Below are 25,150 nucleotides of genomic sequence, written 5' to 3' on the forward strand. Positions count from 1 at the left end.
TTGTAATTTTTTTTTAACATAAATATATATTATTTTTAAAAAATAAATTTTTAATAAATAATTTTATTGATCAAATAAAATATTTTGATAAGTTAAATAAATTTAATATTTATACTATTTATTTTATAAAATAGCACTTTTAAAAGTGCTATTTTATTTAAATATATTTTTTTAAATAACTTTTTTGCCTTTATAATAACCGTTTTTAGTAATATGGTGTCGAATATGTGTTTCTCCAGAAAATTTGTCTACAGATAAAGTTGGTGCTATTAAAGAGTCATGAGAACGTCTCATTCCTCTTTTAGAACGAGTAGGTTTATTTTTTTGAACTGCCATGATATTTTCTCTATTTAGTATATTGAAGAACAATTTAATAAAATAATATTTTAAACATTAATTTTTTAAAATAAGTTAAATCATATTATTTAAATAATTTTTAAAATCTATATCTAACGGTGCTTTTATATAAGTTTTATTGCCATTTTTTGGATGAATAAAATGTATTCCAGACGAATGAAGTAAAAGTCTATTAATATTTTTATCATTTTTTATGCTTGCATCTAAATTACTTTTTCCGTAACGTTTATCGAACAATATGGGATGTCCTGCATACAAAGCATGTGCACGAATTTGATGTGTTCGACCAGTTTTCGGGGTAATTGATAATAATGTTGAGGAAGAAAATTGTTTTTTAACTTCAAAATAAGTTTCTGAAGGTTTACCTTTTGAATTAATTAACACTATTTTTTTTTTGTTCTTTAATTGAACTTTTAATAAAGGCTCTGAAATTTTTTTTACATTAATAGGCCATAATCCATGAACTAATGCTATGTATTCTTTTTTAATTTTTTTTTCTCTTAATTGCTGGTGTAATGATGTTAAAGATGTACGTTTTTTTGCTAAAATTAAAACACCTGATGTTTCTCGATCAATACGATGTACAAGTTCAAGAAATTTATTTAATGGACGTAATTTTCGAAAATATTCTATAATTCCAAAATTTAATCCGCTTCCACCATGAACTGCAATTCCTGAAGGTTTATTAATAATTAATAAATGATTATCTTCATATAAAATACTATTTAATAAAATTTCGGCCTGATTTAAAGGGAAGAATACATTTTTTGGATTACATTCAATTTTTATTGGTGGAATTTTCAGCATATCCCCGATTTTTAATTTATAATGTGGTTTGATTCTTTTTTTATTAACCCGAACTTTTCCTGTCCTGATAATACGATAGATCATACTTTTAGGTATATTTTTAAACTTTCGGTGCATAAAATTATCTATTCGTTGATCTAACATATCTTTATTAATGTATATAATAGATATAGGTAGCATTTTATGTTTCATTAAAAAAATCTCTATTTTAAGTAATTTTTTTAATTTTTATTTATTATAATATAATTATTTTCATAAATATATGAAATAAATTTCTTATCAATATATATAATATAAAAAATTTTTATATCATATTTTATATGATTATTAACAATATTTTACATGTGTTTATATATAATAATTTATTATATTTACATTTTAAAATTTATTTAAATTTTAAAATTTTACAAAAAATTTATTTTTATAAGTATTTGAAATAAATATCATAATATAATCATAAAAATTAATTTTTAATGATTTATATTTCCTGTTGATGTATTTACTTATTTATAAAAATAAGAGAGAAAAGGTTATAATGAAAAGAATGTTAATCAATGCAACTCAGCAGGAAGAGTTGCGTGTAGCTCTTGTTGATGGTCAACGTTTATATGATCTTGATATAGAAAATTCTGGGTCAGAACAAAAAAAATCAAATATATATAAAGGAAGGATTACTCGTATAGAGCCTAGTTTAGAAGCTGTATTTGTAGATTATGGTGAAGAAAAAAATGGTTTTTTGCCATTTAAAGAAATTTCTAAAAACTGTTTTTTAGAAAAAAATACTTGTAATTTAAACTTTAACACAAAAGATTTTTTACAAGAAGGTCAAGAAGTTATTGTTCAAATAAGCAAAGAAGAACGAGGAACTAAAGGAGCAGCATTAACTACTTTCATTAGTTTAGCGGGAAGTTATTTAGTTCTTATGCCAAATAATCCTAAATCTAGTGGTATATCAAGAAGAATTGAGGGAAATGATAGAACAGTATTAAAAGAGTTTCTAGCGTTATTAAAATTACCTGAAAACATGAGTTTAATTATTCGCACTGCGGGCTCTGGAAAATCTATAGAATCATTAAGATGGGATTTATCTCTTAGGTTACAGCATTGGAATACAATTCAAATAATAGCAAAAAGCCGAACTGCACCATTTTTGATTCACCAAGAAAGTAACATTATTTTTCGTGCTTTTAGAGACTATTTACGTCAAGATATTGGAGAGATTTTAATTGATAATCCCAAAATATTAGATTTAGCACGAAAACATATTACCTTTTTAGGACGTCCTGATTTTGCTAATAAAATCAAGTTATATAGTGGAGATATTCCATTATTTAGTCATTTTCAAATTGAAACGCAAATTGATTCTGCTTTTCAAAGAAAAGTTAGATTGCCTTCTGGTGGTTCAATTATGGTAGATAGCACTGAAGCTTTAACCGCTATTGATATTAATTCTTCTCGTTCTACAGGCGGAATAGATATTGCATCTACAGCATTTAATACTAATTTGGAGGCAGTAGATGAAATTTCTCGTCAATTACGATTACGCGATTTAGGAGGTTTGATAGTAATTGATTTTATAGATATGTCAACTGTTAGTCATCAACGAGCTATTGAAAATAGATTGCGTGAAATTGCACGTGATGATAGGGCGCGGATTCAAATTGGTCAAATTTCTAGATTTGGTTTGTTAGAAATGTCTAGACAAAGATTAAGTTCATCTTTAGGGGAATCTAGTCATCATATATGTCCCAGATGTACAGGAACAGGAACTATTAGAGATAATGAGTCTTTATCTTTATCTATTTTACGCTTAATTGAAGAAGAAGCTTTAAAAGAAAATACATATGAAGTACGTGCTATAGTACCTGTAGAAATAGCTTGTTATTTATTGAATGAAAAAAGAGATGCGGTACATGCTATTGAAAAACGTCAAGCTGGTGGAAAAACTATTATTGTGCCTAGCAAAAAAATGAAAACGCCACATTATTCTGTTTCTAGAATTAGAAAAGGTGAAAGTATAAACTTTACAAGTTATGGTTTCTCTAATATTCGTAAAAGTAAAATTGCAAATTTTCTAAAAGAAAATATTTTGAAAAAAAAACAAAAATCGAAAATAGAATTTACTGATTTTAATTTATCTAATGATATTTATCATAAATTAAAAAGAGAACAAAAAAACATTTTAAAAAAGAAAAAATATTATAATATTTTTTTTAAAATATTATCGAATAAAAATAAATTTATATTTAAAATCATAGATTGGTTAAAAAATTCTTTTTTAATTAAATACATTTTAATTATAAGCACAATTCTTAAAAAAAATGCTTTTCAAAATAAAAATAATATTTTTTTAAAAAAAAAATATTATTCTTTAGATAAGATAAATTCTAATAAGAAAAAAACTGTAGTTTTATCTGAATTTTTTAACAAAAATATTGATAATACAACTTTGAAAAATAAAAATTTTAAATTAGTTAAAAAAAACTATAATATCTTTCCCAAAAAAACTAATTATTTTGATGATAAAAATAATTTACAAAATTTAAATAAAAAAAAATTAGATATCTCTAAAATAGATAATTTTGTCAATAATGTAAAAAATAAAAAAAATAAAATAAAAAAAAGTGATTTAATACAAAAAAAAACAGCTCACAATATTTTTATTAAAAACATTGTTATGAATAGATATAATATGATTAATATCGTTAAAAATAATCCTCTTGATTATGAATTATCAAATAATCCTAAAATTTTTAAAAATAGCACTTTAAAAAATAATTTTTCAGGTTGTTATCCTATTCGATCTCGAATGTTAATATTATCTGCAGGGGTTGCATTAGAATTAGCATCAGGCAAATTTTTTATCAAAAATACAATATTTACGTTAGATAAAATAAAAAAACAGAAAAAAATAATAAGAAAGAAAAAATTATATATAACTTCTATTTTTGAAAAAAACAATATAAATAAGAAAAATAATTTTTTTATAACTAAGAAAACAAAAAATAAAACTCCTTTTTTTAAAAAAAATATAAAAAACAAGATTCAAATTACAGAAATTATAAAACCTGAATCTTGGAAAAAGAATGAGAAAAAAGATCTTTTAATTGCAGGTGAGAAAGATCTTTTGTATAAAAAAATATATATTAGAGAAAACAAAAGATATCAATCAAGTGCACCTGTAACAAAAATTTCTGAAAAATCATCTTTAAATAAAAAAGAAAAAGTATTTAATTTTAATTTTTTAATGATGAAGTTAAGTTTAAAAAGAAAAAATTCTGCAGGAGCACATTCTGCAACAAATTTTTCCAATTCACGTACTTCAAAACCTAAATAAAATATTTTTATTTATTAAATTGTTTAATTAGATAAAAAATAAAAACTTACTATAAAAGTAAGTTTTTATTTTTTATGGGTATTTTAGTTAGATTAACTATAACGTTCAACTATTTCATTAAAAATATTTTCTGCTGTTTGTAAAACTTTCACATTCGCAAGATAACATTCTTGTTGATAATTTAAATCTTGATAATTTTTTTCAATGTTGTTAGACATAGATATTTTTTTATCTCGAAGGATATTAATCATATTTTTTTTAAAAGGTAATTCTTCTTCTAATGCATTACATTTGTGTGCAATAGATTTAGAAAATCTTTGATAAGATTGATCTAGTGTTTCCTTATTTTCAACTAGCAAGTCCCGATAGAATTTATTCATAATCATGGCGTTATTTCTATTTGGATAATCTACATTATCTGTTGATGAAAATGCAAATGGTTCATTTTGATCAACTAATAATTTTAATTCGTCAAATGTTTTAGAATATGGCTTGACCATGTACATATTACCATCAGCATTTTGACCTTTTATTGCTAGTTCAATTCCATCAAAGGTAATTAATAATTGATTGTTTTTGATATGTACATCAGGTTCAATAATAGTGCGATCTGATATTCTTGTTACTGTCCAATTGTCATTTTGAAAAATTACAAGATAATCAGTATCTTTTGCATTGTTTGTAGCAACCCATTTGACAGATATCTCAGGAGATGAATAATTACCTAAACTGGATATTACTTCTGGATTGCTGATTTTAAAAATTTGTTTACCAACGTTCCCAAACATATCATATCCTAATGTATGATATGAGTTTATACTATCAGCAAAATTAACGGTTAATTGTCCAATTTTATTTCTTGCATTTGTTAATTCTTCCTTGCGAAATTTAAGCAAAGCTCCTAAAGTAGCACTGGGAATCATGTCTTCTATTTTTTTAACTATTTTTTTATCACTATCAAAATATCCTACACTAATATATTTATCATCTGATTTAGATGTTAGTGGAATTAAATTTTGTTTTTTATTATTCTCTATAATTGATATTCCATTATTTAAGATAAGGCTGTAATTATCATGATCTTTGACAACTTTTACACCGATTAAATTATTTAGTTCATCTACTAATTTATCTCTTTTTTCAAGAAGACTATCCATTCTATTGGGAAGCCTTAAAATAGGAAAATAACGAATATTTATAGTGATATCATGAATTTTATCAATTAAAGAATTGACTTTATTTATGTTATTTATTACTGAATCTTTAATGTCTTTTTCTAGAATTTTTAATCTTTGATCAAAATCTTTTATTGCAAATACTATATTACTTAATTTGTTTTTGATATTTTCATTAATTAAATTTTGTCCTCCTATTACGATATCTTTTTCTATTTGTTGATATAAATCATTAATTAGATTATTAAAAACATTTGATTTTTCACATAACAAATCTTCTAGTTTTAATAATTGTTCAATTTTAGTTTGTTCGTTTTGCACTTGTATATCAGTTTTTCGTTTTTCTTCTGTAATAAAATCATTATAATCATCGTATATTTCTTTTACTTTTACTGCAGTTTTTGTATTTGAATTTTGAACTGTATTTTCTAAAATAACACGTTTTCCTGGATTTTTTTCATCAGGATTGTTAACTTTATTGGCAGTATTATTCATCATAATTTTCATTGCATTAATGCCAGCAATAGCAGTATTGAATATTGAACCCATTTTTTATCCTTATTTAAAATTAAGAAATTAGTTTTAATTTAAAATATTTTTCTACTAAAAAATAGTATTTTTAAAAAATATTTAACTGTAATTTTATTACATAATACATTTTATGTTTGGATTTGCTTCAAAATAAAATTAGTTAATCCAATGCCCTTTTTACTAATTTCTTCAGATAATTGTTGATCATAAATATCGGTATAAAGACGACTTTGATTGTTATCAAACAAACTATCTTTTGGCAAAGAATTTCTCATGTTTTTAAGTAACAATTGAATAAATAAACCTTCAACTCCTCTAGCTGTTTGTAATTCATATTTTTTAGGATTCATACGTACTTGGTACTTGAGTTCATTAATAAATTGTACATTATAATCTAATGTGTTAAAGAGTAATAAGTTATCATTCATTAAATAATTTCCAATTTGGCGTTAAGACAACCAGCACTTTTCATTAATTGCAAGATAGACATTAATTCATCAGGTTTAGTGCCTAATGCGTTTAAAGCTCCAACTATATTATTTAAATTCTCTTTATTATTATAAATTTCATCCATATAATTTTTATTTACTATATTTTCTAAAGATTTCTCTTTTTTTTCAGTTTCACTAAATGATTTTAAAAAATAAAGGTCTCTTTTTTGATTTTTAATCTGATGTAAAATTATAGACATATTTCCATTAGAAACTACACATGATCCTAATTTTACTGATTGATTAATAACAATAGAACCAGTACGAGAATTAATTACAACCTTAGCTTCTTCAGAAGGCAATGAAATATCTATGTCTTGTATATTCGACAGCATATGCACTTGTACATCGTTGTTAGCTGAAGTATTCAGTTGCACCGTTTTGGAATCAATGGGTGTAGCTGTATCTGGATATTTCATGTTAATCATATCGCTAATACGCTGTGCTGTACTAAAATTTTCTTGATTTAACTGTAAGTTAATTGTTTTTTGTTTTCCAAAATTATTATTTACTTCACGTTCGATTGTTGCACCGTGATTAATTCTTCCAGAATTGACTTGATTTGAATAAAGATAATGATTTTTGTGTTTTGGATCATTTTTTGTAGATACTAATATATTACCTTGTGCAATAGCGTAAATTTGATTGTCAGTGCCTTTTAAAGGAGTCATTAACAGTGTTCCGCCCTTTAAACTCTTAGCATTACCCATCGATGAAACCATTATATCTATTTTTTCACCTGCATGACTAAATGGTGGTAAATTCGCTGTCACCATTACTGCTGCTACATTTCTAAGATGCATATTAGCATCTGAAGGAATATTAACACCTAATTGTGTTAACATATTATTTAATGATTGATTTGTAAATGGAACTTGTGTTGATTGATCACCGGTTCCATCTAAACCTACAATTAAACCGTATCCAATGAGCGGGTTATCTCGAATGCCTTGAATACTCGTCAAATCACGTACTTTTTCAGCATGTAAAGGTGACGAAAAAATTACAAAAACAAAAATAATTAATTTCATAAATAATAATATTTTTTTAGACATAAAAAACCTTTATAAATGTACTTTTGAAAATTGTTATAATGTATAAATATTTTATTTTTGAAAAATATCATCATGATATAAAATTGATTTTTTCTCATAAAGAACAAAAAACGTTCTTTATGAGTTTTTATTACATTATTGATGAGGAATGTAATTTTTAAACAGTTTTTTTAAATCGTTTTATTTCATAATATGTATTTACATAGGAGAAATTTTTAATAACAATTTTTGTAGCCAACCCATTTTTTGAACGTCATGAGTACGACCATGACTTATATATTCAATACGAGCGTCGGCAATTTGAGTAGATGCAATTAAATTGTTCTTATTAATATTGTTAGGATTTATCACACCTGAAAAACGAATGAATTCTGCACCCTCATTAATAGCAACTTGTTTTTCTCCGATAACCCTTAAATTTCCATTTGGAAGTACTTTTTGAACAGTAACGGTAATCAAGCCAGTAAATTTATTTTTAGCTGAATTACTACCTCTACCGGAAAAGTTATTTTTTCCTACACTATCTAAATTCGCTGCATTATCTTTCAAATTGAGACCTAAAATAGGATTTAATTGTCCCGGTGTAATCTTGATTCCTAAGTTAGTATTTCCATTTTTACTCATATCTGAAAAAGAACTATTACTAGCGCTTATGTTTTCTTGTAATACAACAGTTATGATATCACCAACATTGTGTGGGCGGTGATCTTCAAATAATGGTTGATATCCATAATTCAAAGGTATTTTTTCCTGAAACAAAGAACCATTTATTACTCTAGGCCATATATTAGGTGCTATAGCAGTTGTGTTACCTTCTATTAAAGGTTTATATTCAAAATTAGCACAACTCTGAAGTGTTAATAATACAATGGCAGTTAAATAGTATTTTTTTTGACAAACAAATAACTTTATCACGAAAAAGTTACCTTTAATAATAGACATATAATTATAATATATAGTTGTCTCGAATATACTTTCATAAAATATTGTAAAAATGTAATTATTACAATTGCGATAATTTTTGTAGCATTTGATCTGATGTACTAATCGATTTACTATTTATTTCATAAGCTCTTTGAGTTTGGATCATATTAACTAGTTCTTCAGCTACATTGACATTCGAAGTTTCGACATATCCTTGATATAATAATCCTGTACCATTTAAACCTGGAGCACTTTCAATCGGTGGTCCTGATGCTTGAGTTTCTTGATATAAATTCTCTCCTAAACTTTCTAAACCTGAACTATTAATAAAATTGACTAAATTTAATTGACCAATTAAAACTGGTTGCGTTTGCCCTTGAACAGCGACGCTAACAATTCCATCTCTTGCTATATTAATGTTTTCAGAACCAGAAGGAATAATTGTTTCTGGCAAAATAGGATAGCCACTATTTGTTACTAATTGACTGTTTTGATCCAATTGAAAAGAACCATCTCTTGTATACGCTGTATTTCCATCTGGTAATTGCACTTGGAAAAATCCTGGCCCGTTAATAGCCAGATCTTTTGGTGTGTTGGTTTGTGAAAGATTACCTTGCCTATGAATTCTTTCAGTAGAAACAGGTCTCACACCTGTACCTAATTGCAATCCTGATGGCAAAGTTGTTTCACTGGATGAGTTTGTACCAGCTTCTCGTATCGTTTGATACATTAATTCTTCGAAAACTGCTCTAGATCGTTTAAATCCATTAGTACTTACATTTGCCAAGTTATTAGAAATGACATTCATATTAATTTGTTGAGCATCAAGACCAGTTTTAGCAATCCACAAAGAAGGAATCATATTTTTATCCTATTTATTATTAATTATTAATATTAATTAGCTGATTTGCATATTCTGCATTTTGATCGCACATGGATATCATTTTCATTTGCATTTCAAACTGTCTAGCGTTTGATATCATTTCTATCATATTTTTAGAAGGATTTACATTGCTTTCTTCTAACATTCCTGATTGCACACGCACATTATTACTATGATTGATAAGATGATTATTTTTTTTTACATAAAACAATCCATTTTCTTTTTGTACAAGATCTTGCAAAGGCAAGTGTACTAATTTTAATGCTCCTATTTTTTTTTCAATAACATTTTTATTATTTTTTGTTATTGAGATAATAATTCCATTAGATAATATTTTTAAATTTTTATTATTTGGTATTTCTATATCACAGTTATTTCCTACGATTTCATTACCTTGAATAGTTAGCTTTTTATTTAAACTTATCTTTAAATGACCATTTTTTGTATATGCTTCTTGACCATTGATATCTTTAACTGTTAACCAGCCATCATTTTTAACAAATAAGTCTAAACTTCTTCCTGTGTTATTCAATGTTCCTGAAGCGATATTATGATATTCTTGTGTAATTTTATTGTACGTATTATATAAATTTTTTATATTCTGGTCTTGTATTGCCAAAATAAATTTTTCTTTAAAACCAGTAGTGGAAATATTTGCTAAATTATTAGAAATAATACTTTGTTTTTCTAATAATTGATTAGCAGCAATCATAGAATTATATATCGAATTTTCCATTATATTTTAAATCTCATATATTTTAGATTATCGTAAATTTATTAATGTGTTAATTATTTTATCTTCTGTTTTAAAAGATTGAGCATTTGATTGATAGTTACGTTGCGCAATGATCATGTTTATTAATTCTTGATTTAAATCAACATTTGATGTTTCTAACATTTTTTGATTTAAACTTCCAAAACCTTCATCACTACTAGCAATACCTATTGTTTCTTCGCCTGATTCTGGAGTAGCAGACCATACATTACCAGTTTCAGGTTGTAATTTTTCAGGATTAACAAATTTTGATAATAATATCTGACCTATCGTTTGTGTTTGCTGATTTGAATACACCCCAATAATTTCACCATTTGAAGCTATATTAAATGTTTGTAGAATACCTTGTGCATATCCATCTTGAGAACATTCTTCAAATACATTATTAGGATTTGCTTGTTCGGTAGTACCTGTCAAATCAAGTGTGATATTTTCATGTTTTTCAGGATTGTTTGATGGAATAGTAAATATTTTTCTAGAAACTAATTCTCCATTCTCATCAAATCTTAAGTCAAAATTATTATTTATACCATTTTGATCATTAGGATTTTCTGATTTTACATTTACTTTCCATATATTTTTACCTTTTTTATTAAAGGAAATAACAATTTGTTCTTTTTTCCCGTCTTTGTTATAAGTACTAACACGAGTAATGTAATCTTCTGTCAAAGAAAATTCATTATCAGGACTATTTAATTTAGCAGTTATATCGGAATCACTGTTTAAAATAGTTTTTAATTTTATTTTAGAAGTAGATTTTTCTTTTAAAATACGAGCATTTTTTAAATTAATAGGTTCTAAGTTGGATGTGTTATTAGAAATATCATTTGAATAAGATTTATTTTGTCCGGTTAAATACATTCCTTGCATGTTAACAATATTGTGATTTTTATCGATTAAGAATTGACCATCTCTTGTGTAATGTATATGACCTTCAGTATCTAAAACTCGGAAAAAACCTGCCTGTGAAATTCCTAAATCTAAATCTCTTCCGGTTTCGATTAATGTTCCGTTGTTAAAGTTTTGTATAACATTTGAAATTCCAACACCATATCCATCAATAGTAGTTGAATAAAATGAATGTGAGAAAATATCAAAAAAAATAGGGTTTCTGGATTTATATCCTATCGTAGATGCATTAGCGATATTTCCAGATATAATATCTATATGATCACTGTTAATTAATAAACCGTTCATAGCTCCCATACTAGACATAAATTTACTCCTTAGCATGAATAAAATATTTTTTATTTAAGAATTTCACAAATATTTAAAGATGTTGTTTTTCCTGCTGCTCCTAAATCAAGAATAGGACCATTGGGAGATATTATAATACTCTTTACTACTGCTTCACTCAAACTTTGAGCAATAACATTTTCATCTTTATTTTTAGCTACAACTGATATGTTGTATGTTCCAGTCATTACACTTTTATTGTCTGAATCTTTTCCATCCCATGAAAAAGTATATGTACCAGCTTCTTTGTCTTTTATTGTTTTTACATGTAAAACCTTATTATTTTTATCTGTTATTTTTATTGTTACTGAAGTTGCATTATTAAATAATGCTACTCCGAATTTTGTTGAAGTGTCTTTAGTGTGTGTTATTTTGTCGTTAGGTGTTATAATATGATGCCCAATTAATGAAGATAATTGAATACTATGATTTTTATTCATTTGGTTTGCAAATTGCATTGCGGCAATATTCAATCTTTCAATTCCATTGGATGTGTTAATTTGAGCTAACTGTGATGTTAGATCAGAGTTTTTAATAGGATCAGTTGGATCTTGATTTTTAATTTGTGTAACTAATATATTTAAAAAGTTTTTTTGCAAATCCAATGGATTATTATTTTGTAACTCATTAATATTGCTTTTTTTGAATTTATCACTTAACGGTAAATCAAAATTAGTTGAATCAATGCTTATCGAATGCATTTTTTCTCCTTATTCACTAATTGTCAAAGTTTTTATTATCATATTTTTGACTGTTTTTAATACCTCTATATTTGCTTGATAACTTCTTGCAGCTGAGATGTTATTTACGATTTCTGTAATAGGATTTACATTTGATGTTAAAACATAACCTTTATTATTAGCTAGAGGATTACTTGGATCGTATACCGTTTTCATAGGACTGGGATCATCTACTATACCAGATATTTTCACTCCGCCTATTTTTGAATTATTTGAAGCATCTAATTCAAAAAATATTTTTTTTGCAATATATGGATAAAATTTTCCATTTTTATATATTGTGCTATCCATATTAGCTAAGTTGCTAGCTATGACGTTTATTTTTTGTGATTGAGCATTCATTGCTGAACCTGCAATATTCAATATGTTTAGAAGAGACATAATTTATATTATCCTTTTAAAACAAGCATCATATTCTTAATTTCATTCTTTATGAATGCTAAACTTGATTGATATTTTAAACTATTTTTTATAAACTCGATTCTTTCTCTATCCATGTCGACTGTATTTCCATCTTGTTTATTTTGATTTGTAATTACAGGTATAGTTTTTAGCGAAAGAAAGTTATCACGTTTGGCATTTAAATGATAAGGAGAAGTTTTTTTTAAAAATATACTTGTGTTTTGTTTATCTAGTATTTTATTGAGTTCATTTTTAAAATTAATATCTATTGATTTGTACCCAGGTGTATCAGCATTAGCAATATTAGCAGACAATATCTCTTGTCTTTTAGCAAAAAGATCTAATGCTTGCTGATTAAAATCAAAAATTTGATTTATTTTATCAAACATAATTTTTCCTTTTTAACTATATGTCTTTTAAACTATATGTATAAAAATTATTTTATAAGAAAATAGTTAGTAATAAAAACATTTTATTTTATTTTTTGAGAATATCTATTTTTTTATAAAAAAATTTTAATCAATCATTAAAAATGTAAATATAAAATATATTTATATAATACCTTTATTCTCTATTTTCTATCAAGAAAATGTTCTTAAAATACAATATTTAAAAAATTTACAAATCATTTAATTAATTTAAATTAAGGAAAATGATAATAATGAAGATCATGATTTATTTTTTTTTATTATTTTTATCGTTTATAGTTTATCCTGTCAGTTCACATGCGAAAGAATTTAGTTCTTTTGATTTAACTGAACAATTAAATGTTTTTTTTAAAAAAGAATATCCGTATCATGAAGATGATATCAGTATCATAGTACGTACTCCATTAAAAAAAAATATATATTGTAAAAAACCTGTTTTTTCTTTTTTAAGTAATTCTCGTACTCTAGGTTTAATTGACATTCTTTTAACTTGTAATCAAAAACGTTATTATTTAAAAGTAGAAATTCAAGCTGAGGGTGAGTACATTACAGCAAATAGAACAATCCCCAGAGGTACAAAAATTAAAGAATCAGATTTAAAAATTTTAATAGGGCGTTTAGATATATTACCTTATAATATTTATCGCAAGAAAAAAGATGTCGTAAACAGAATAAATTTACGTGATTTTTTTCCACTTCAACCCATAACGTCTTTTATGACACGACCACTTTGGTTAGTTACAGTAAATCAGCAGGTTACTGTTATTATCCATGGTAATAATTTTACAATTTCTTGTAAGGCAAAAGCGTTAAGTAATGGTTCTAAAAATCAAACTATACGCATTAAAATGAAAAACGGTAAAATTATCAGTGGAATCATTAATAAAAACGGTGAAGTTGTAGTTTCTTTGTAAAAAAAATATTTTTTTATTGATGTAATCGCATCTTTGTGTAAATATATTAACTATATTTTTTAAAAAATAATAAATTTTTTTAAATATATGAAAAAATTAATAATAGATAAAATAAAAATAATAGAAAGTATTGTAACTTCTTTAGAAGTTATATTAAAACAAGAACATTATAATTTATCCAATCCTAAAAATTGTACTAAAATAGTAGATATGTCAGATTTGATCGAAAAAAAAACAATATTATTTAAGAAATTTATAAAATTAAATCAAGATAAATTATATCTAGAAAAAAAATACGGTTTTTTTTTACCTTTTACAAACGATAATGAATTAAACGAATGCTGGAATAAAATTGTAAAAAAATGTTTTTTACTACGCAAATTGAATTTTAATAATAAAATTCTCATAAATAAACATTTTTATTTAAACCAACGTTTTTTGGAAGTCTATGCATCACATAAAAAATCTATTACTTATAATTTTAACGGAAATATAATGATTTAATCAAATCAAATAAATTATATTTTTTTTTCAAGAGACCAACTTAATGTTTCACCTGATAAAAACGGAATGATTTTATCTCCTCCTACTTTTATTTTTTTTATAATTTTAAATGGTTTTTTTACAATTGTTATAGTTTCTTTGTTTATAGGCATATTATAAAATTTAGGTCCGTTTTCAGAACAAAAAGATTGCAGATGTTTTAAAGCATTCATTTCCTCAAAAACTTTAACATAAGACAATAAAGAAGATGGAGCATTAAATATTCCTGCACATCCTCCAAGGATATTAAATTTATCTTGATTAAGATGTGGCGCTGTGTCGCTTCCTAAAAAAAAATGTTTATCTCCATCAGCAATTGCTTTTCTTAGTGCCATTTGATGTATGTTTTTTTTTAAAATGGGTAGACAATAAAGATTTGGTTTAATTCCACCATAAAACATATCATTTCGATTTAGCATTAAATGATGTGGTGTAATAGTTGCAGATAGATAATTAAAATCATTTTTTTTAACATATTCTATAGATTCTTGAGTTGTGATATGTTCTAAAACTATCTTTAATTTAGGAAATTTTTTTCTTAAAGGATCTAATGTTTTTTCTATAAATTGTGCTTCTCTATCATAGATATCTATATTTTGACTAACCTCTTCACCATGAATCAGTAATGGCATTCCTATTTTTTCCATACACTCTAAAACAGAAGTCATATCACTAATTTTTTTTATACCTGTTTTTGAATTAGTTGTAGAACAATTAGGATAAAATTTGGCTGCTATAAATATTTTTTTAAAGAAGCCCAATGCTAATTCTTCAGGCATTGTAAAACTATTTAAATAACAAGTCATTAGTGGTTGAAATTTGTAGTTTACATGCATTGATTTTAAAATTTTATTCCGGTAAGCAATACTTTTCAAACAATTTGTAATAGGATCATCAAGATTTGGCATAATTATAGCTCGTTTATAAAATTTGCCAGTATATTTAATAACTTTTTTTAAAATTTCATTGTCTCTTAAATGCACGTGCCAATCATCAGGTTTTGTAATTTTTATTTTTTTGATAAATTTAGACATTTTTCTTTTTCTATGTAGTTGTATTTAGTTGTAGTTTTTTAAACGATTTTAACTGTTTTAGTTTAATATTTAGCACGTTTATTTTTTAGAATTATTTTTTAAAATTTTAGAGTTTTTTTTAAAATAATTTAAGTATAAAAAATTTTTATTAAAAATCAATTAAATTAGTTGTAAAATTGATCATATTACATATTTTAGTTTAATTAATATTGCAAATTAAAAGTAATTTTTAATTCTGTTTTTCTAAAAGAATTAAATTTTTATAGTTATAGGTTAGTTTGAATGAATCTTTTAAAATCCTTAATGTCAGTAAGTTTAATGACTTTAATATCTCGTATATTAGGTTTTATTCGAGATGTTTTAATTGCCAGTATTTTTGGCGCCTCTATTTTTACTGACGCTTTTTTTATATCTTTTAAAATTCCTAACTTATTACGTCGTATTTTTTCCGATGGTCTATTTTCTCAAGCTTTTGTACCTGTTTTGATGGAATATAAAGCTAAAAAAAATAAGAAAAACACACAAGATTTTATTTCTTCTGTTTTTGGTTTTATTATTTTTTTTTCATTTTTATTAACTATTTTAGGAATGTTTTTTTCTCAATCGATAATTACAATAAGTGCGCCGGGTTTTTCAAAACTACCTGAAAAATTAACATTATCTGCAAATTTATTAAAAATAATGTTCCCTTATATTTTTTTAATCTCTTTATCTTCATTATTCTCGTCTATTTTAAATAGTTGGAACTATTTTTCTGTTCCGGCTTTTTGTCCAATATTTTTAAATATTAGTATTATCATTTTTTCTATTTTTTTTAGTTCTGTTTTTGATCCTCATATTATGTCTTTGGCGTGGGCAGTTATTATAGGTGGTTTTATTCAATTTTTTTATCAACTTCCATTTTTATATAAAATAAATATGTTGGTGATTCCTCATTTTAATTGGAATAATATTGGTCTCATAAAAATTTTAAAAAAAATGGGAAGTGCTATCTTAGGAGCTTCTGCTAACCAATTTTCTTTGATGATTAATACTATTTTTAGTTCATTACTTCATTCTGGATCAATATCTTGGATATATTATGCTGATCGGTTGACAGAATTTCCAGTAGGTATATTAGGAGTTTCATTAAGTACAATTTTATTTACATCTCTTGCAAAACACTATAAGAATAAAATAAAATCAGAATATAAAAAATTACTCAATTGGGGTTTCCGTATTAGTTTAATTTTATCTTTACCAAGTTCGGCAATACTTTTTTTTCTTGCAAAACCGATAATTACAGTTCTTTTCCAATATGGTAAATTTACAAATTTTGATGTTTTAATGACAGCAAAAGTATTAAAATTATATTCTTTTGGTTTAATTTCTTTTATCTTAGTGAAGATTCTTTCTTCTGCTTTTTATGCTTGTGAAGAAATAAATATTCCTGTGAAGATTTCTTTATTAACACTTTTTTTAAATCAATTAATGAATCCAATTTTAATTTTTTATTTTCAACATGCTGGTCTTGCTTTGTCTATGAGTATATCTGGTTGGATAAATTTTTTATTGCTTTATTGGAAGTTATATCAAAAAAAAATTATATATTTTAAATATAGCGAATTAATTTTTTTGATTAATATCATATTATCAACATTAGTAATGATTTTAATTTTATTTTTTATATTAAATATGATGCCGATTTGGGATATTGGTTCATTTTTTAATAAAATTATTCGTTTAATTTTTATTTTATTGGTTTCAGGGATTACATATTTATTCATGTTAAATATTTTAGGGATATGTCTATTAAATTTTTCTTATAAAAATTCTTCAATATAAATATGTTATCAATCATATATCAATGATATATCATCATTAATATATGATTAATATAATATTTATTATATAATATTTTTCATGTTTCTTAATAATTGATCTAAAAACAATGGAGTTTCAAATGAAAAAACGAGCTCTTGCTATCGTATTTTTATTAGCAAGCTTAGTTACCTCTGTTCAAGCTGAAGAACAAAATGGATGGTATCTAGGTACAAAACTGGGATGGTCACATTTTAATCCATTAAAATATGATATTAATAATCTGCAATCAAGCAAAAATGATTTCCTAATGGAAAATTTTAGTGCTCCGATTGTTGGATTATTTTTAGGATATGAATTCAATCCATACCTTGGTTTCGAAATAGAAAATAATACTAATGGTTTTTTCCCACATTTGATGTTGCAACAAAAAAAAGAACACATGCAATCTAATAGCGTGCAATTAGCGACTAAATTATCGTATCCAATAACAGATGATTTTCATTTATATACCAGATTAGGAGGAATAGTTCTATGGGATGATCTAGTTTCTAAAAACACTTTTAAAAATCTTTTTACTGAAGACAGTTCATTATTTGCTAGCTTGTCTTTAGGTGCAGAATATGTTTTCGATGGAAAATTGATTACTAGATTAGATTATAATTGGAAAAACAGCGTTAAAAACATATTGCATTCATCTATCAAGCCTTCTCTTGGAGATGCAGTTTTATCTATTGGATGGAAGTTTGGAAAATCGAATATAAGTGATATTTTTTCATCTGATAATCCTGAATTATTAAATACACAATATAGTGTGTTGAATGAAAATATAAACTTTCCCTTTAATAGTACAGAATTAAAACCTATTTCTTACGATAAACTGAATAAATTAGAGGATGATATAAAAGATATGAAATTAAAAAATATCTCTATTATCCTCTTAGGACATTCTGATAAAATAGGTGGCGAAGAATATAATCAAAAATTATCTGAAGATCGTGCTTATAGTATTAAAAATTATTTAACGTCTCGCGGTTTTTCTAGAGATAAGATAATTGTGAAGGGTTTATCAAATTTATATCCATTAACTAATCAAGTATGTAAAGATATAAAAAATAAACCTTTACTAGTTAGTTGTTTAGCCCCGGATCGTCGTGTAGAAATTGAAGTATTATCTGATATTCAATAAATTTTATTTAAAAATCAAATTTTTAAAATTTTTTTATAAAATTCTGTAATTTTTTAATTTTCGGAGAGAGAGAGATTCGAACTCTCGGACGATTTCTCGTCGGCGGTTTTCAAGACCGCTGCCTTAAACCGCTCGGCCACCTCTCCGATAGAAATATAGAAATATAAAAAATAATTTTAACAAAATATTAACTTTATAATAAATCATTATATTATTTATTGCAAAGGTAATTTTATTTTATTTTTTTATATAGGGAAATTTATTCAAAATAATTTATTTTTTATTTGTAATTTTTATTTTTTTTTTTTATAATAATGTTAAAGGCGTGTTGACAGATTGGATATGTAGCGGATTGCAAATCCGTATAGCCCGGTTCGATTCCGGGATACGCCTCTAAATTATGCCCGGATGGTGAAATTGGTAAACACAAGGGACTTAAAATCCCTCGGCTTTATAGCTTTGCGGGTTCAAGTCCCGCTCCGGGTATAAAATAAAAAATTAGAAAATATTTACATAAAAGCTTGATACACTTTATATTTACTTGTTTCCTTTAGTATAAAATATTTTTTAAAAATTTTTTTTAATAATATTTCCTGATTAATATAACTATTTGTTACAAACCTTAATTCTCCTTGACTTTTTAAATAATTTCTAGAAAAAAATATTATTTTTTCTATTATATTAAAATTAATTTTTAAGTCATAATGAAAAGGTGGATTAGAAATAATTAAATCAAATTTTTTAAAAATATTAGAATATAAATCACTGCGTATTATCTCTCCTTTTAAGTTATTATAATCAAATGTGCATTTGCTAGATCTTAATGCAGATAGATTATTATCGGCTAATGTTAACGTTGCATTAGGTGAAGAATGTAATAGCGCTGCTGATAAAAATCCTGTTCCACAGCCCAAATCTAATACCTTTCCAGTTATCTGATCAGAAAAAGTAGAGGCAAGCAATTCGCTACCTAGATCTATCTTTTTGTGACCAAAAACACCTGGTAGTGATTTTATAATTAATTTCTTCCATGTATGTGTTTTAAAAAAATCTTCTAATATAAAAATTATTTTTTCTTTAGTAAAACCTGAAATTAAAATAGAATGTTTTGCATTATCTATTTTAGTTAATTTCATCCATTTATTAAAAATTAATAGAGCACTTTTGACTCCGCTAGAATTTTTTCCTACAATAAATATTTCACTATTAATAGGCATATGCGAAATGATATTCATTAATTGAAATTTTGCTTCAGATTTGTCTTTTGGCCAATAATAAATTATCGTATTACAATTTTTGATCATTTCCTTAGAAACTAATAATTTATTGTAAATATTGATATTTTTAATATTTTTTTTTTTAAATTGATATAAATATTGTATTTTTGTATATTTATTTTAGTTATAATAGTTTTTAAATATAACGGAAAATTATCTTGTATATTTCCTGAAAAAAAAACTTTTTTTGTTTGAAAAATTTGACTGTGACGTAATATAAGTTGACTGTTTTTGGATAGTAACAAAATAATATTGTTCCTTATAAAATTTAATGGATATACTTTATAACTGTATTTATTAAGATTTATTTTTAATAATATTTTTTTATATATCTTTTATTTTTATATTAAAATTTTTATATTAAAAATAGAAATTGTTATCATATAGTATTTATATTATATAGTATTTATATTATAATTTAATTATATAAAATTTTTTTAATTTTTATAAAAAAATAAAAATAAAATTTATATGTAAATATAAATTTATGTGCATATAAGTCAATATTATTGAGCAATAATAAATATGCAAAAAAAATCTATCGAACTTAAAAGTGGTAATTTTACACTGTTAGTACTCTATTTAAATAATCAGAATATAGATTTGATTAATCAATCATTATATAAAAAAACTCAAGAATGTCCAAAATTTTTTAAGCATGCACCTATCGTTATTAATGTATCAAAATTATGTAATACAGTAAATTGGAAGAAAATACAGGAAATTGTTATTTCTCATGGTTTTTTTGTTGTAGGAGTAAGTGGTTGTCAAGATAATATATTAAAAAAAAATATTATTGATTCAGGATTACCTATTTTATCGGAAAGAAAAAAGAATAAATTTAATTTTTGTATAAATTCCATAAAAAACAAAAAAAAAGAAATAATTAAAAGAGTAGAAAAAACTCATATTGTTGATATACCTGTACGTTCAGGTCAGAAAATTTATGCTAAACATGCCGATTTAATAGTTATTAATAATGTCAGTGCTGGTGCTGAATTAGTAGCAGACGGAAACATTCATATTTACGGTACAGTTCGAGGCCGAGTTCTTGCAGGTGCTAATGGAGATACATCAAGAAAAATATTTTGCACTGGATTGTTCGCAGAATTAGTTTCTATATCTGGAGAATATTGGTTATCAGACCAGATACCTACTGAATTTATTGGAAAATCAGCTCAAATTTACTTAAAAAATAAATTTTTAACTATCAATTCTCTCAGTTAAGTGTGTTTTTTTAAGGATATTTTATATATGTCACGGATTATTGTAGTAACTTCGGGGAAGGGGGGTGTAGGTAAAACTACTTCAAGCGCAGCTATTGCAACTGGATTAGCGCAAAGAGGTAAAAAAACGATTGTTATAGATTTTGATATAGGATTGCGAAATTTAGATTTAATTATGGGATGTGAACGTAGAGTAGTATATGATTTTATTAATGTGATTCAAGGTGATGCGACGCTTAATCAAGCTATTATTAAAGATAAAAGAACAAATAATCTATTTATCCTCCCTGCATCACAAACTCGAGATAAAGATGCTTTAACACTTATCGGAGTTGAAAAGATTTTAACAGAACTTATAAAAAAAGAATTTGACTTTATTATTTGTGATTCACCGGCAGGAATTGAAACAGGTGCTATTTTAGCAATATATTTTGCAGATGAAGCTATTATTACTACTAATCCTGAAGTTTCTTCAGTACGAGATTCCGATCGAATTTTAGGAATAATTTCATCTAAATCAAAAAGAGCTGAACAAAATATAACTCCTATTAAAGAGTATCTTTTATTAACTCGTTATAATCCTAGACGTGTCGAAAAAGGAGAAATGTTAAGCATGAAAGATGTTTTAGATATTCTTCAAATACCCATAATAGGTGTGATACCTGAAGATACATCTGTTCTTCGTGCGTCTAATCAAGGCGAATCTATAATATTAGATATTAATTCAAATGCAGGACTTGCTTATAGTGACACTGTAAATCGTCTGTTAGGTGAAAAACATCAATTTCGCTTTATTAAAGAAGAAAAAAAAAGTTTTTTACAACGTTTATTCGGGAGATAGGTATGGCTTTATTGGATTTTTTTTTATCCCGGAACAAAAATACTGCTAATATTGCAAAAGAGAGATTGCAAATTATTGTTGCAGAACAAAGAAAATATAATAATGAACCAGATTATTTCCCGCAATTAAAACGCGAAATATTATCTGTAATTTGTAAATATGTAAACATAGAACCAAATATGATAACTGTTCAGTTAGAACAAAAAAATCAAGATATTTCTATATTGGAATTAAACATTGTTTTACCTGATTAAGTTATTAAAAAATATTTTTTCTAAATAAAACAATGTAAATTTGTATGTAAAAATTTTTTACTAATTTGATTCAATCAATACTGAAGTATAATTAATATTTCAGCATTGATTGTTATATTTTATATAAAAAAATATTTTTTTAAAATTTATTATATAAATAATTAATATTATTCTCTTGCGATGAGAAATATTTTTTATTTTTTATTTTTAATAGAGCGAAGGGAATGATATCTTTTGCGTTAGGAAGAAAAATATAATTTTTGTTTATATGTAAAAAATTTTTAAATTCAATCAATTGACATTTGTTACTAACAAAAGCCCATTGATTTTTTAAATTGTTAATTTTATTAGCAATGAATTTTTTTTTTAGCAAAGATTCACTATATTCTCCTATCCAAATAGATTTGTCGTTTCTAATGTATTCAGCCCAATATACTTCTGTCTTTTTTGCGTTGATTGCTACTATGATTTTTTTTTGTTTATATTTTCGCCATGCTTTTTCAGCCATAATTTTTAAAGTAGAAATTCCAATTACAGGGATTTGCAAGCTGAGAGATAAGCTTTGCGCAATACTTGCCGCAATACGTATACTTGTAAAATTTCCTGGTCCCTTCGAAAAAGAAACATAATCTAATTCTTTAAATTTTGTTTCTGTTTGAAATAATATCTTTTGAACCATTGGTAATATTTGTATAGCATGTTTTTTTTCACATTTCTCTAATAAAGAATAAATGTAATTTTTTTTGTATATAGCAACTGAACAACAATCAGTTGAGCTTTCAATTGCTAGAATTATATTAGACATACTTTTCTCAAAAAATTAGTTTTTTTATTAAAAAATTGTATAACTTTTTAAGTGATCGCAAAAATCATTTAAATATATCAAGATTTTCATCTTGATTTTTAATAATTCTTACTAAATCAATTCGATACTCTGTTGCTTTAACAATATGAAAGTGAAAAGGATAAATATAAATTATTTCTCCTGGAAGGGGTAGTTGACCCTTTTGAGCAATTAACAACCCTCCTAAAGAAGCATAATTGTTTTCTTTGATTAATTCTTCAGTATTTAGTAATTGTTGCAATGAATGCAAATCGGTTTCACCTTTAACTAACCAGCTATTATTTTCTTTTATGATATCAGGTGTTTCATCAGCATCTGGGAATTCTCCTGCTATAGCTTCTAAAACATCTAAGGGAGTAATTAACCCTTGAACTACTCCAAATTCATTACTTACAATTACAAAACTGCCTTGAGCACGACGAAGTACACCAAGCAGTTTGATAGGATCTAGTGTATCGGGTATAATAATAGGTAATATTTTTTTAGCAAACGTAGATACATCTATTTTCTTTTCAATGGCTACTAATAATTCTTTAGCACGTACGATACCGATGATTTCATCTAGTTCTCCTTTACATACAGGGAATAAACTATGTGGTGTATCTAGTAATTGTATTCGAATTTCTTCAGTACTTTTTTCTGTATTTACCCATGAAATATTGCTTCGTGGAGTCATGATGCTTCTAATAGATCGTCCAGCTAATGTAAGTACACCGTTAATCATGTATTTTTCTTCGTCTTTAAATGTTTCCATTTCTTTTGAAGATTGAACAGAAGTATTTTTTTTATTATTTTTTTCGATTTTTTTTATTTTTTCTTTTTTATTTTGTTCTCCTACCATTAAACGCAGGATAGCTTCAGCTGCTCTTTGTCTCATAGGTCTTCGAGATTGATTTTTCATAAAATTGTGACGTGCTATTTGATTAAAAATTTCGATTAGGATTGAAAATCCTATTGCAGCATATAAATACCCTTTTGGAATACAAAATCTTAATGCTTCTGTCACTAAGCTAAAACCAATCATTAATAAAAAGCTAAGACAAAGTACTACTACTGTTTGATGAAGATTAATAAAGTTAGTCAATGCTTTTGATGCGAACAACATGAGCAGTGTTGCTAATATAACTGCTATCATCATAATTAATAATTGATTTACCATGCCCACAGCTGTTATTATTGCATCTAAAGAGAAAACTGCATCTAAAACTACTATTTGAATTACTACAGCCCAAAAACCTGCATAATTTTTATTTTCTGAGTTTTCATGCTGATTATTTTCTAATCTCTCGTGTAATTCCATTGTAGTTTTAAATAGTAAAAAAAAACCACCAAATAAAAGAATGATATCACGTATTGATAATGAAAAAAATTTATTATGAATAATAGGTGAATTAAGTGTTACAATCCAAGATATTAATGATAGTAATGCTAAACGCATTAACAATGCTAATCCTAATCCGATCAAACGTGCTTTATCTCTTTGATTAGGAGGCAATTTTTCTGATAAAATTGCTACAAATATCAAATTATCAATTCCTAATACCACTTCTAGTATAACTAGCGTTAATAAGCCGGCCCAAGTTGACGGGTCTAAAAAAAACTCCATCAGAAAACTCCATAAAAAAATAGGATGTATCGATTTATTACATCTAGAAGATTAAAAATATTTTTGATAAAAACAGGTCATGTGAATGAATATATTTTGAAGAACTAATTGATGAAGTTAATATTTATTTAAAATTATATTGAATTATAAATTTTAGAGGTTAAAAAATATTTTTATACAACCGTGTTATTTTGATCTAAAACGAAGTCCTCTGATTTTTTGACAGAGGGCTTTTAAAATTTTTTTATTAATTCATGCGTTTTATTTTATATAGAATAAACATTTACTGCTGCAGGGCCTTTTTGTCCATCTTGAATTTCAAATTCAACATTTTGTCCTTCAGTTAATGTTTTAAATCCATTGCTTTGAATTGAAGAAAAATGAACAAAAACATCTTTGCTTCCATCTGATGGTGTGATAAAACCAAATCCTTTAGATTCATTGAACCACTTAACTTGACCTTTAATCTTAGCCATTTTGT

General features: G+C 25.2%; 26 protein-coding genes and 3 tRNA genes. 10 read left to right on the forward strand and 19 right to left on the reverse strand.

Going from position 1 to position 25,150, the window contains the following annotated elements:
• Nucleotides 1-171: 171 nt before the first annotated feature.
• On the reverse strand, nucleotides 172-336 hold the full coding sequence (gene rpmF, locus ACTP5B_RS01700) for a 50S ribosomal protein L32 (RefSeq protein WP_464829451.1): 165 nt from the start codon (nucleotides 334-336) through the stop codon (nucleotides 172-174).
• A 75-nt stretch (nucleotides 337-411) separates the two neighbouring features.
• Nucleotides 412-1,356, reverse strand: a complete 945-nt coding sequence (rluC, locus tag ACTP5B_RS01705) for a 23S rRNA pseudouridine(955/2504/2580) synthase RluC (protein ID WP_464829453.1) — start codon at nucleotides 1,354-1,356, stop codon at nucleotides 412-414.
• 343 nt (nucleotides 1,357-1,699) lie between these two features.
• Here rluC and rne point away from each other — a divergent pair, with 343 nt between their 5' ends.
• Nucleotides 1,700-4,501, forward strand: a complete 2,802-nt coding sequence (gene rne, locus ACTP5B_RS01710; protein ID WP_464829454.1) for a ribonuclease E — start codon at nucleotides 1,700-1,702, stop codon at nucleotides 4,499-4,501.
• 92 nt (nucleotides 4,502-4,593) lie between these two features.
• On the opposite strand, the gene ACTP5B_RS01715 is transcribed toward rne, so the two are convergent.
• The 10 genes from ACTP5B_RS01715 to flgB all read right to left on the reverse strand — a co-directional run bounded on the left by ACTP5B_RS01715 (nucleotide 4,594) and on the right by flgB (nucleotide 13,102).
• Nucleotides 4,594-6,225 carry a FlgK family flagellar hook-associated protein gene (locus ACTP5B_RS01715; protein WP_464829456.1) on the reverse strand — a complete coding sequence of 544 codons (1,632 nt, stop codon included), beginning with the start codon at nucleotides 6,223-6,225 and terminating at the stop codon, nucleotides 4,594-4,596.
• 110 nt (nucleotides 6,226-6,335) lie between these two features.
• A complete protein-coding gene (locus ACTP5B_RS01720; protein ID WP_464829458.1) occupies nucleotides 6,336-6,635 on the reverse strand; it encodes a rod-binding protein in 300 nt (99 codons plus the stop codon).
• Nucleotides 6,635-7,753, reverse strand: coding sequence for a flagellar basal body P-ring protein FlgI (locus tag ACTP5B_RS01725; RefSeq protein ID WP_464829459.1), 1,119 nt, complete (start codon nucleotides 7,751-7,753; stop codon nucleotides 6,635-6,637). Before ACTP5B_RS01725 ends, ACTP5B_RS01720 begins: the two co-directional genes overlap by 1 nt.
• 198 nt (nucleotides 7,754-7,951) lie before the next feature.
• Complete coding sequence (locus ACTP5B_RS01730; protein WP_464829460.1) at nucleotides 7,952-8,668, reverse strand: flagellar basal body L-ring protein FlgH; 717 nt, start codon at nucleotides 8,666-8,668, stop codon at nucleotides 7,952-7,954.
• An 88-nt stretch (nucleotides 8,669-8,756) separates the two neighbouring features.
• Nucleotides 8,757-9,539, reverse strand: coding sequence for a flagellar basal-body rod protein FlgG (gene flgG, locus ACTP5B_RS01735; RefSeq protein ID WP_464829462.1), 783 nt, complete (start codon nucleotides 9,537-9,539; stop codon nucleotides 8,757-8,759).
• 19 nt (nucleotides 9,540-9,558) lie between these two features.
• Nucleotides 9,559-10,296 carry a flagellar basal-body rod protein FlgF gene (flgF, locus tag ACTP5B_RS01740; RefSeq protein ID WP_464829463.1) on the reverse strand — a complete coding sequence of 246 codons (738 nt, stop codon included), beginning with the start codon at nucleotides 10,294-10,296 and terminating at the stop codon, nucleotides 9,559-9,561.
• Between the two features lie 27 nt (nucleotides 10,297-10,323).
• Nucleotides 10,324-11,550 carry a flagellar hook protein FlgE gene (locus tag ACTP5B_RS01745; protein WP_464829465.1) on the reverse strand — a complete coding sequence of 409 codons (1,227 nt, stop codon included), beginning with the start codon at nucleotides 11,548-11,550 and terminating at the stop codon, nucleotides 10,324-10,326.
• A 32-nt stretch (nucleotides 11,551-11,582) separates the two neighbouring features.
• On the reverse strand, nucleotides 11,583-12,272 hold the full coding sequence (locus tag ACTP5B_RS01750; protein WP_464829466.1) for a flagellar hook assembly protein FlgD: 690 nt from the start codon (nucleotides 12,270-12,272) through the stop codon (nucleotides 11,583-11,585).
• 9 nt (nucleotides 12,273-12,281) lie between these two features.
• A complete protein-coding gene (gene flgC, locus ACTP5B_RS01755) occupies nucleotides 12,282-12,692 on the reverse strand; it encodes a flagellar basal body rod protein FlgC (protein WP_464829468.1) in 411 nt (136 codons plus the stop codon).
• An 8-nt stretch (nucleotides 12,693-12,700) separates the two neighbouring features.
• Nucleotides 12,701-13,102 (reverse strand): flagellar basal body rod protein FlgB, encoded by a 402-nt coding sequence (gene flgB, locus ACTP5B_RS01760; RefSeq protein ID WP_464829469.1) that lies wholly within the window; start codon nucleotides 13,100-13,102, stop codon nucleotides 12,701-12,703.
• A gap of 272 nt (nucleotides 13,103-13,374) precedes the next feature.
• Here flgB and flgA point away from each other — a divergent pair, with 272 nt between their 5' ends.
• Together flgA and flgN are read left to right on the forward strand one after the other, a co-directional pair.
• Entirely contained in the window at nucleotides 13,375-14,055 is a 681-nt protein-coding gene (gene flgA, locus ACTP5B_RS01765; protein ID WP_464829470.1) for a flagellar basal body P-ring formation chaperone FlgA, read from the forward strand.
• Nucleotides 14,056-14,142: 87 nt separating this feature from the next.
• Nucleotides 14,143-14,559, forward strand: coding sequence for a flagellar export chaperone FlgN (flgN, locus tag ACTP5B_RS01770; protein ID WP_464829472.1), 417 nt, complete (start codon nucleotides 14,143-14,145; stop codon nucleotides 14,557-14,559).
• Between the two features lie 14 nt (nucleotides 14,560-14,573).
• On the opposite strand, the gene pyrC is transcribed toward flgN, so the two are convergent.
• Entirely contained in the window at nucleotides 14,574-15,632 is a 1,059-nt protein-coding gene (pyrC, locus tag ACTP5B_RS01775) for a dihydroorotase (RefSeq protein WP_464829474.1), read from the reverse strand.
• A 282-nt stretch (nucleotides 15,633-15,914) separates the two neighbouring features.
• Here pyrC and murJ point away from each other — a divergent pair, with 282 nt between their 5' ends.
• Complete coding sequence (gene murJ, locus ACTP5B_RS01780) at nucleotides 15,915-17,456, forward strand: murein biosynthesis integral membrane protein MurJ (protein ID WP_464829476.1); 1,542 nt, start codon at nucleotides 15,915-15,917, stop codon at nucleotides 17,454-17,456.
• 118 nt (nucleotides 17,457-17,574) lie between these two features.
• The gene (locus tag ACTP5B_RS01785) at nucleotides 17,575-18,621 is read left to right on the forward strand and encodes an OmpA family protein (RefSeq protein WP_464829477.1); all 1,047 of its coding nucleotides are present in this window, start codon (nucleotides 17,575-17,577) and stop codon (nucleotides 18,619-18,621) included.
• A 61-nt stretch (nucleotides 18,622-18,682) separates the two neighbouring features.
• Here ACTP5B_RS01785 and ACTP5B_RS01790 read toward each other — a convergent pair.
• A tRNA-Ser gene (locus ACTP5B_RS01790) sits at nucleotides 18,683-18,767 on the reverse strand.
• 176 nt (nucleotides 18,768-18,943) lie between these two features.
• On the opposite strand from ACTP5B_RS01790, the gene ACTP5B_RS01795 reads away from it, so the two are divergent.
• Both ACTP5B_RS01795 and ACTP5B_RS01800 read left to right on the forward strand, forming a co-directional pair.
• Nucleotides 18,944-19,014 (forward strand) — tRNA-Cys (locus ACTP5B_RS01795).
• A gap of 9 nt (nucleotides 19,015-19,023) precedes the next feature.
• Nucleotides 19,024-19,107, forward strand: a tRNA-Leu gene (locus ACTP5B_RS01800).
• Nucleotides 19,108-19,130: 23 nt separating this feature from the next.
• Here the strand turns inward: ACTP5B_RS01800 and rsmC are convergent.
• Nucleotides 19,131-20,003 (reverse strand): 16S rRNA (guanine(1207)-N(2))-methyltransferase RsmC, encoded by an 873-nt coding sequence (rsmC, locus tag ACTP5B_RS01805; RefSeq protein WP_464829620.1) that lies wholly within the window; start codon nucleotides 20,001-20,003, stop codon nucleotides 19,131-19,133.
• A complete protein-coding gene (locus ACTP5B_RS01810) occupies nucleotides 19,937-20,143 on the reverse strand; it encodes a hypothetical protein (protein WP_464829479.1) in 207 nt (68 codons plus the stop codon). The genes rsmC and ACTP5B_RS01810 overlap by 67 nt, the downstream gene beginning before the upstream one ends.
• Nucleotides 20,144-20,423: 280 nt before the next feature.
• Between ACTP5B_RS01810 and minC the strand changes: the two genes are divergently transcribed.
• From minC to minE, 3 genes are read left to right on the forward strand one after another with little or no spacing between them, the layout of a single operon-like run.
• Nucleotides 20,424-21,125, forward strand: coding sequence for a septum site-determining protein MinC (gene minC, locus ACTP5B_RS01815; RefSeq protein WP_464829481.1), 702 nt, complete (start codon nucleotides 20,424-20,426; stop codon nucleotides 21,123-21,125).
• Nucleotides 21,126-21,152: 27 nt separating this feature from the next.
• Nucleotides 21,153-21,965: a septum site-determining protein MinD gene (gene minD / locus ACTP5B_RS01820; RefSeq protein ID WP_464829483.1), complete on the forward strand. Its 813-nt coding sequence runs from the start codon at nucleotides 21,153-21,155 to the stop codon at nucleotides 21,963-21,965.
• A 2-nt stretch (nucleotides 21,966-21,967) separates the two neighbouring features.
• The gene (gene minE / locus ACTP5B_RS01825) at nucleotides 21,968-22,219 is read left to right on the forward strand and encodes a cell division topological specificity factor MinE (protein ID WP_464829485.1); all 252 of its coding nucleotides are present in this window, start codon (nucleotides 21,968-21,970) and stop codon (nucleotides 22,217-22,219) included.
• A 139-nt stretch (nucleotides 22,220-22,358) separates the two neighbouring features.
• Here the strand turns inward: minE and tsaB are convergent, their stop codons facing one another.
• From tsaB to cspE, 3 genes are all read right to left on the reverse strand, one after another.
• Complete coding sequence (gene tsaB / locus ACTP5B_RS01830; RefSeq protein WP_464829487.1) at nucleotides 22,359-23,024, reverse strand: tRNA (adenosine(37)-N6)-threonylcarbamoyltransferase complex dimerization subunit type 1 TsaB; 666 nt, start codon at nucleotides 23,022-23,024, stop codon at nucleotides 22,359-22,361.
• Between the two features lie 64 nt (nucleotides 23,025-23,088).
• The gene (locus ACTP5B_RS01835; protein ID WP_464829489.1) at nucleotides 23,089-24,669 is read right to left on the reverse strand and encodes a TerC family protein; all 1,581 of its coding nucleotides are present in this window, start codon (nucleotides 24,667-24,669) and stop codon (nucleotides 23,089-23,091) included.
• A 266-nt stretch (nucleotides 24,670-24,935) separates the two neighbouring features.
• Nucleotides 24,936-25,145, reverse strand: coding sequence for a transcription antiterminator/RNA stability regulator CspE (gene cspE / locus ACTP5B_RS01840; protein ID WP_464829491.1), 210 nt, complete (start codon nucleotides 25,143-25,145; stop codon nucleotides 24,936-24,938).
• Between the last annotated feature and the right edge of the window lie 5 nt (nucleotides 25,146-25,150).

It is taken from the genome of Buchnera sp. (in: enterobacteria) (assembly GCF_056343165.1).